6 protein-coding genes are annotated in these 8,598 nt (G+C 60.2%); 4 read left to right on the top strand and 2 right to left on the bottom strand.

Annotated features, from left to right (window positions below):
• Window positions 1-179: 179 nt before the first annotated feature.
• Window positions 180-1,376, bottom strand: a complete 1,197-nt coding sequence (locus tag P0D73_RS35360) for a M20 aminoacylase family protein (protein ID WP_408180879.1) — start codon at window positions 1,374-1,376, stop codon at window positions 180-182.
• A 187-nt stretch (window positions 1,377-1,563) separates the two neighbouring features.
• On the opposite strand from P0D73_RS35360, the gene P0D73_RS35355 reads away from it, so the two are divergent.
• Window positions 1,564-3,642 carry a molybdopterin-containing oxidoreductase family protein gene (locus P0D73_RS35355; protein WP_408180842.1) on the top strand — a complete coding sequence of 693 codons (2,079 nt, stop codon included), beginning with the start codon at window positions 1,564-1,566 and terminating at the stop codon, window positions 3,640-3,642.
• Window positions 3,643-3,788: 146 nt separating this feature from the next.
• The gene (locus P0D73_RS35350) at window positions 3,789-5,462 is read left to right on the top strand and encodes a long-chain fatty acid--CoA ligase (RefSeq protein ID WP_408180843.1); all 1,674 of its coding nucleotides are present in this window, start codon (window positions 3,789-3,791) and stop codon (window positions 5,460-5,462) included.
• Window positions 5,463-5,644: 182 nt separating this feature from the next.
• Here the strand turns inward: P0D73_RS35350 and P0D73_RS35345 are convergent, their stop codons facing one another.
• Window positions 5,645-6,814, bottom strand: coding sequence for a porin (locus tag P0D73_RS35345; RefSeq protein WP_132372906.1), 1,170 nt, complete (start codon window positions 6,812-6,814; stop codon window positions 5,645-5,647).
• Window positions 6,815-7,117: 303 nt separating this feature from the next.
• Here P0D73_RS35345 and coq7 point away from each other — a divergent pair, with 303 nt between their 5' ends.
• Together coq7 and mraZ are read left to right on the top strand one after the other, a co-directional pair.
• Entirely contained in the window at window positions 7,118-7,756 is a 639-nt protein-coding gene (gene coq7, locus P0D73_RS35340; RefSeq protein ID WP_132372908.1) for a 2-polyprenyl-3-methyl-6-methoxy-1,4-benzoquinone monooxygenase, read from the top strand.
• Window positions 7,757-8,165: 409 nt separating this feature from the next.
• Window positions 8,166-8,594 carry a division/cell wall cluster transcriptional repressor MraZ gene (gene mraZ / locus P0D73_RS35335; protein ID WP_012434430.1) on the top strand — a complete coding sequence of 143 codons (429 nt, stop codon included), beginning with the start codon at window positions 8,166-8,168 and terminating at the stop codon, window positions 8,592-8,594.
• The last annotated feature ends 4 nt before the right edge of the window (window positions 8,595-8,598 follow it).

The following is an 8,598-nucleotide window of genomic DNA, read 5'->3' as shown; positions in this document are numbered from 1 at the left end:
GGCGACGGAAAAACGCCCGAAGAACGAACGGGAAAACCGCCCTCAATCCCCCATCCGCAGCGCGTCCGCGTTCGCGTTCGAGCGAGCGTGCAAGCGCCAAGAAACGTCACTCATCCCTAACGCGACGAAACAACAGGGGCGATGAACCAATCACCGCCGCCAGCCTCCTCGGACGAACTCTATTTGTCTTGCGCGAGAAACCGCTGAGCCAGCCGTACCCAGTACGTCGAGCCGATCGGCAGCAACTCGTCGTTGAAGTCATAGCTCGCGTTATGCAGCATGCACGGACCTGCGCCATGGCCTGAATCACGGTGCCCGCCGTCGCCATTACCCAAAAACGCGTAGCAGCCCGGTTTGGCAAGCAACATGAAAGAGAAGTCCTCTGCACCCATCGTCGGTTCAACCGCATCGTCGACATTTTCCGGACCGACGATTTCCTTCATCACTGTCGCCGCAAAGCGCGCCTCTTCGCTGCTGTTGATCGTCGGCGGGTAGTTTCGGTGGAATTGAATATCGACCGAGCAATCGTAGGCTTCGGCCGTGCTCTCCGCGATTTTGCGCATGCGCGCTTCGATCAGATCAAGCGTATCGGTCGTAAACGTCCGCACCGTGCCGGCGATCCACGCGTTGTTCGGAACGACATTGACTGCGTCGCCGGCGTGAATCTGGGTGATCGACAACACTGCTGTGTCGAGCGGCTTCTTGTTCCGCGTGATGATGCTCTGCAGTCCGTTCGCAATCTGCACTGCAGTGAAGACGGGATCGCGGCCGTTGTGCGGTAGCGCAGCGTGCGAACCTACGCCCTTGATTTCAATGTGAAATTCGTTGCTCGACGCCATGATTGGCCCTTCAGTCACGCCGAACTGCCCCGCCGGCATGCCCGGCCAGTTATGGATGCCGAATACTGCATCGACCGGAAATTTCACGAACAAGCCGTCGTCGATCATGGCCTGCGCACCAGCGCCCCCTTCTTCGGCGGGCTGGAAAATGAACACGATCGTGCCATCAAATTCGCCGTGTTTGACCAGGTGCCGCGCGGCACCGAGAAGCATCGCCGTATGTCCGTCATGGCCGCACGCGTGCATCTTGCCGTCGTTTTTCGACCGATGGTCGAAGCTGTTCATCTCCTGTATCGGCAGCGCATCCATGTCGGCCCGCAGGCCAATCGAGCGTGAACCATTGCCGCGTTTCAATACGCCGACGACGCCGGTTTTGCCCAACCCTCGATGAGTTTCGATACCCCAGGACTCGAGGGTTCGTGCCACCAGATCGGCCGTCGCCGTTTCTTCGTAACGCAGTTCTGGGTGGGCGTGGATGGTTCGTCGAAGGGTCTGAATTTCGCCGTGAGCGGCTTGAATTTCGGGGATCAGTTTCATGATGTAGTGGTGACGCGTCTGTGCTTTGGCTTGCGTGGAATCGCTCGGGGCCCCATTGGCCCGGGCACGGTAATAACCGATTCTACGCCGAAGGCCTTTTTGGCGGCACCACGCAGGCCAAGCAGCAATTGCCGTAATAGAATCCCGCATTGCTCCACCGCTCACCGCCCCATTGAACGGATCGCCGATGAATGCTCCGACTGAACTCGCCCGCGCCGTATGCCCGCATGACTGCCCCGACACCTGCGCGATGCATGTGACGGTCGAGGCCGGGCGCGCGATCAAGGTCGTCGCTGATCCCGAGCATCCCCCGACGCAAGGCGCGCTGTGCACGAAGGTCAGCCGCTATGCGGAGCGTGTGCATCATCCACAAAGATTGACGACTCCGATGAAGCGCGTCGGCCGTAAAGGCGAGGGCCGTTTTGAGCCGATCAGCTGGGACGAGGCGTTCCAGTTCGCTGCCCGCCGGCTTTCGGAGATTGCGCGCCGCGCGCCGGAAGCGATCGTCCCCTACAGCTATGCCGGCACGATGGGTTTGATTCAGGGCGACAGCATTGCGCAGCGATTTTTTCACAAGCTCGGCGCATCGCAACTGGACCGTACGATCTGCGCGGCCGCGGGCGCCGCCGGGTTGAAGTACACCTATGGCGCGAACATTGGCATGCTCACCGAGTTTTTCGACGAGAGCGAAGTCATCCTCATCTGGGGCTCCAATCCCATCGCGTCGAACCTGCATTTCTGGACGCGTGCCCAACACGCCAAACGCCGCGGCGCACGGCTGATCGCGATCGATCCGTACCGCTCGCTGACCGCCGAAAAATGCCATCAGCATATTGCCCTGAAACCCGGCACCGACGGTGCCTTGGCGCTCGGCATGATGAATGTGTTGATCACGGAAAATCTGCTCGATCACGCATACATCGAGGCCCACACACTAGGTTTTGAAAAGCTGAAGGCCCGCGCGCTCAGCTATCCGCCGTCGCGTGTCGCCGAAATTTGCGGCGTTGATGAGCACGTTATCGTCGATCTTGCGCGACTTTACGGTGGCACGAAAAAGGCTGCGATCCGCATGAACTACGGCCTGCAACGGGTGCGTGGCGGCGGCAATGCCGTGCGTGCCATCGCTTGCCTGCCGTCGTTGACGGGTGCATGGCGCGAGAGAGCGGGTGGCGTGCTGCTGTCTTCGGGCAGTTGGGCCCCGGTCGACTCGCATGCGTTGCAGCGTCCGGACCTGATGCCCGGGTGGCCGTCGAAAGTAAGCCGTGTCATCAATATGAATGCGATCGGCGACGCGTTGCTGCACCAGGGCGACGCCACGTTCGGCCCTAAAGTCGAAGCGATCGTCGTTTATAACTCGAATCCCGTGGCTGTCGCGCCGGATTCCGAGCGAGTCGCCGCGGGTTTCGCGCGTGAAGATCTGTTCACCATCGTGCTAGAGCATTTCCAGACCGACACCGCCGACTACGCCGATCTGCTCCTGCCTGCGACGACCCAACTGGAACACCTCGACGTCCACAAGTCGTACGGTCATACGCACGTGATGGTCAACCTGCCGGCAATCGCACCCGTCGGCGACGCACTCCCGAACACAGAGATTTTTCGCGGATTTGCACGCCATATGGGACTCGATGAACCGGCGCTGTTCGAGAGCGACGAGACCGTCGCGCAGGCCGCGTTCCGCTGGGAAGACAAGACGCTCGAAGGTGTGGACTGGCAGACGTTGAAGCAAAGTGGCTGGGCCCCGCTGAATCTGCCCGACGCGCCTTTCGCCGAAGGCGGTTTCCGAACGCCGTCCGGCAAATGCGAGTTCTACAGCGAGCGCCTCGCACAGCAGGGGCTCGACCCGCTCCCAGACTATCTGCCGCCTTACGAATCCGCCGACGGCGCACCGGAACTCGCCGCCCGCTATCCGCTTGCCATGATCTCGCCGCCGGCCCGCAACTTCCTGAACAGCACCTTCGTGAACATCGAAAGTCTGCGTTCGACGGAAGGGGAGCCGCATCTCGACATGCATCCGGCCGACGCACAAGTACGCGACATCGTCGACGGCGATCAGGTGCGCATCTTCAACGATCGCGGTTCGATGCAGGCGCGCGTACGCGTCACCGATAAAGCACGCGAAGGGCTCGTCGTCGGCCTGTCGATCTGGTGGAAGAAGCTCGCGCCCGACGGCCGCAATGCCAATCAGCTCACCAGCCAGGCGCTCACCGACCTGGGCGGATCGGCAACTTTCTACGACTGCCTGGTCGAAGTCGAGCGCATCTGAAACCCGCTCAAGCATCCCGCAACGCTCGTCTTTCACGGGTTCGAGGCTGCAGTCTAACCAAGCCGCTTTTCGCGAATAGCAACGGGGTGCCCATGCTACGATGCGTTTTTAGCACGACCATTCGAAAATAAAGGAGGAGACGCTGCATGGACAAAATCTGGCTGAAATCTTATCCGCCCGGCGTTCCCGCAGAGATCGACCCGAGCCGCTATTCGTCGGTGGGAGAACTGCTCGAAGAAGCCTTCCGCGACCACCGCGCCAAACCGGCATTCGTCTGCATGGGCAAGGAGATCAGCTACGGCGAGCTCGACGCGCTTTCGCGCAAGCTCGCTGCGTGGTTTCAGTCGAAGGGCCTTGTCCGCGGCGCGCGCATCGCGATCATGATGCCGAACGTGCTGCAGTATCCGGTGGCGATTGCAGCCATCTTGCGCGCGGGCTATGTGGTCGTGAACGTGAACCCGCTTTACACCCCGCGCGAGCTCGAGCATCAGCTCAAGGACAGCGGCGCGGAAGCGATCATTCTGCTCGAGAACTTTGCGGTCACGCTGCAGGCGATCGTACGCAACACCTCGATCAAGCATGTCGTCGTGGCCGCAATGGGCGACCTGATGGGGATCAAGGGCACGCTGGTGAATTTCGTCGTGCGCAAGGTGAAGAAGATGGTGCCGGCCTGGAGTCTGCCCGGGCACGTCAAATTCAACACCGCGATCGCGGAAGGCGCGCGCCAGAATTTCAAGCCGGTCCAGCAAGGACCTGAAGACGTCGCTTTTTTGCAGTACACCGGTGGAACGACGGGCGTGGCCAAGGGCGCGACGCTGCTGCATCGGAACCTGATCGCCAATGTGCTGCAGTCGGAGATTTGGCTCGATCCGGTTCGCGCAAATCGCACGGATCTCGATCAGTTCGTCACCGTCGTCGCGTTGCCGCTGTATCACGTGTTCGCGCTGACCGTGTGCGGGCTGCTGACAATCCGTACCGGCGGCCTCGGCGTGCTCATTCCGAATCCGCGTGACATTCCCGGCATGATCAAAGCGCTGGAAGGCTATCCGATCACGACGATTCCCGCCGTCAACACGCTGTACAACGCATTGTTGAATAGCCCGGATTTCCACAAGCTCGATTTTTCGAAGCTGATCGCCGCGAACGGCGGCGGTATGGCGGTGCAGGAAGCCGTCGCCAAGCGCTGGTACGAGCAGACGCATACGCCGATCATCGAAGGATACGGGTTGTCGGAAACGTCGCCGTGCGTGACCTGTAATCCGGTCACCGTCACCGAATACAGCGGGACGATCGGCTTGCCGTTGCCGTCGACAGAAATCTCGATTCGTGACGACGAGGGCAACGAAGTGCCGCTCGGCCAGCCGGGCGAAATTTGCATCCGCGGCCCTCAGGTGATGGCGGGCTACTGGAACCGTCCCGACGAAACCGCGAAAGTGATGACGCCGGACGGCTTCTTCAAATCAGGCGATGTCGGCTTCATGAACGACGGCGGTTTCGTCAAGATCGTCGACCGTAAGAAGGACATGATTCTGGTGTCCGGTTTCAACGTCTATCCGAATGAAATCGAAGACGTGGTCGCCAAGCTGCCGGGCGTGTTCGAAGTCGCGGCGGTGGGCGTGCCGGACCAGCATTCGGGCGAAGCCGTAAAGCTGTTCGTCGTGAAGAAGGACCAGGCGCTCACCGATGCTGACATCTTCGCGTACTGCAAGCAGCAGCTGACCGGCTACAAGCGGCCGAAAATCGTCGAATTCCGCACTGAACTGCCGAAGAGCAACGTCGGCAAGATTCTGCGCCGCGAGTTGCGCGACGGGCGGGCATAGGCGGATCACACGCTGATCACGCACGAAGCCGGCGCGAAGTAGCGAGTAAGCGAAAAAGGCCCAGCAGACGAAAGTCTGCCGGGCCTTTTCTTTTCGGCCACCGCGAAAACCCGCCGACAGCGCGCGCCATAAAAAAAGGCGCCCGAAGGCGCCTTTGAGGCAAACTGCTTTTTTACGACTTATTAGAACTTGTGGCGGATGCCGACGCGAGCCGTGAACTGGTTCTGGTTCGACGAACCGGTCAGGCCGTTGATGCCTGCCGTTGCGTCGACCACAGCGCCACCAGCGGTGACCGTGTCGCCCAGAGCGTGTTGGTACACACCCGTCACGTACACGTCGGTACGCTTGGACAGGAAGTAGTCCACGCCAATCGCGCCTTGGTGGTACTGAGCGCGCGAATTGCCGTTGATTTCTGCGCCGCGCGTGTAGTCATACGCTGCGCCGACCAGCAACGCCGGGGTCAACTGATACTTGAAGTTGACTTCCGCGTTGTTGAACGTAGCCGACTGGCCCTTGAACGGCGATGCGAACGAAGCGCCGAGGTTGCCGAAGCGGATGTTCGAGTACGTCAGGCCAACCGTTGCTGCGCCGAACGTGTATGCGCCGCCTGCACCGATCACCTGGTACGTGTTAGCCGACGAGAAGCCAGCGTAGACCGGCGACGTCACAGCAGCAGCCGGTGCTGCAGCCGTGCCGCCGTTGTTGAACAGGCCACCCGAAGCTGCCGGGCTGCGTGCGTTCAAGTAACCAACGCCCAAGACGAGGGGACCGTTGTTGTAGCCAGCGCCCAACGACCAGATCTGGTTCGACGTGACGTTGCCGGCGATGCCGCCGAAGCTGTACGTGCCGCCGAACGTCAGGCCGCCGTAGTTTGCGCTCGTGTACTTGACCGTGTTGTTGGTGCGGTACGCGTTGTTGAAGTTGTCGATGTCGCCCGGGTGAGCAGCGATGTAGCCGCCCCACTGGTCGCCTGCTTCCAGCGGACCGACGTAGTCGACGACGGAGTCGTACTGACGACCCAGCGTGACCGTACCGAACTGGCTCGACAGGCCGACGTAAGCTTGACGACCGAACATCAGGCCGCCTTGACCCAGCTTGCCGTTGTTCACGTCAAAGCCGTTTTCCAACACGAAGATTGCCTTCAGACCGCCGCCCAGATCTTCCGTGCCGCGCAGGCCGAAACGCGAACCTTGCAGAACGCCGCTGGACAGGTTGTACAGGTGCTTGCCACCCGAGTTGGTGTTGATGTTGAAGCCTTCGTCAATGATACCGTACAGGGTCACGCTGCTCTGAGCATGTGCGACGCCTGCGAATGCGCCCAGTGCTGCGAGAGCGAGAAGCGACTTTTTCATCGAATGATCTCCAAGGATTACGAATCTTTTGTACAAGGCGGAATATTTATCTAGCGTTGAGGCCTTGCTTGTCCAACTTCGCGAGAAGTTGCACGTAATGTAACAAAAGGCATACATGGCACAAAGAAAAAGGAGCGGGGCGGGAACGCTCCTGTTTCGTTTACGCAACATGGTCTAGAATCGGAGATTGGCCGCTCGAGTCATGCGGTTTGAAGGTTTCCGTGAAGCCGGATTTGCGCCGCAAAGCCTTGTTGAGCGGCCTTGGCGGATCGGTGAGGCGGCTGTCGAATGAGGGAGTGCTGAATGTTTCTGGACGAGTTGATTAGCGAGTTTGATCGGGGTTTACGCTCAATGACCGGCGTGTCGCGGATGAGTCGTCCGTTGCCGGTTCCGCAAGAATCTACGGTGACGGAACCGGCGCCCGAACTCTCACCGGCGGAGCGTGCGCACGCGGCTGGATTGATGCGCGTGAACCACGTCGGCGAGGTCTGCGCCCAGGCGCTCTATCAGGCTCAGAAACTCGCAACCAAATCGCCTTCCTTGCGGGCTGTGTTCAATCGCGCCGCGATCGAGGAAGAAGATCATCTCGCGTGGACTTCCAAACGTCTCGAAGCGCTCGACTCGCGTCCCAGTCTGTTGAATCCGCTCTGGTACACCGGCGCGCTCGCAATCGGCCTCGCGGCAGGGCGTATGGGCGACCGCGTCAGCCTCGGCTTTATGGCCGAAACCGAGCGCCAGGTGGAGCAGCATCTCGACAGTCATCTGGACGAGTTGCCGGCCGCCGACCACGAGTCGCGTGCGATCGTCGAACAGATGCGCGTGGACGAAGCAGAGCATGGCAAGGCGGCGATGGAGGCCGGCGGCCTCGAACTGCCGTTTCCCGCGCGCGCATTGATGCGCGCCGTGTCGAAAGTCATGACGCGCACCGCCTATTACATATAAGTTAAAGCCCGCCGTTCACGCACCTCTCGAAAGTGGGACGGCGCCTCGCGCGCCGTCCGCCCGAAGTACCCGGAAACGCCATCCCACACCTGCCGATCCCGCTTAACGATCTCTTTCATTCCGCGCCTTTCCCCCGCACTTTTCACGTAACACCTTCACAAGTTGCACTAGCTCATTCATTTATAACGGTTTTCCGTTTTATGCTTGACGTGAAGGAGTCGCGCTAAGTCCTTGTTCTAACAAACAAAATTCGCCGGAAAAGCACGCATCTCCCTTGACCCCTGTTTAGCGTTCCTCTAAAGTGGGAGACAGTGTGAGAAAGTGTATTTTTGTGTGATCTCACAAACGGTTTCGGGTAGATTTTCACGGATCGGGTAGCCGGCGCAAAAGCGCCGCAGGGGAGAGCGAAGTGTTCCAAGGGGCGTCGGCGCTGACGCTCGATGCGAAAGGGCGGATGTCTATTCCCTCTCGATATCGGGATGCGCTGCAGACACAGGCAGAGGGCCGGGTGACGATCACCAAGCACCCGGACGGCTGCCTGTTGCTCTTTCCGCGCCCCGAGTGGGAGATCTTTCGCGACAAGGTCGACAAGCTGCCTATGAACGCGACCTGGTGGAAGCGCATTTTTCTCGGCAACGCAATGGACGTTGAAATGGACGGTGCAGGGCGCGTGCTCGTGTCGCCGGAATTGCGCACGGCTGGTGGGCTGGAAAAAGAAGTGACCTTGCTCGGCATGGGTCGTCACTTCGAGTTGTGGGATGCACAAACATACGCCGCGAAGGAACAGGCGGCAATGGCCGAGGGCATGCCCGACGCGTTAAAAGATTTCACGTTCTGATCGC

It is taken from the genome of Paraburkholderia sp. RL18-101-BIB-B, assembly GCF_046026985.1.
Taxonomy (GTDB): domain Bacteria; phylum Pseudomonadota; class Gammaproteobacteria; order Burkholderiales; family Burkholderiaceae; genus Paraburkholderia.
The sequence above is the reverse complement of the archived record's forward strand: the minus strand, read 5'-3'. Positions and strand labels throughout refer to the sequence as shown.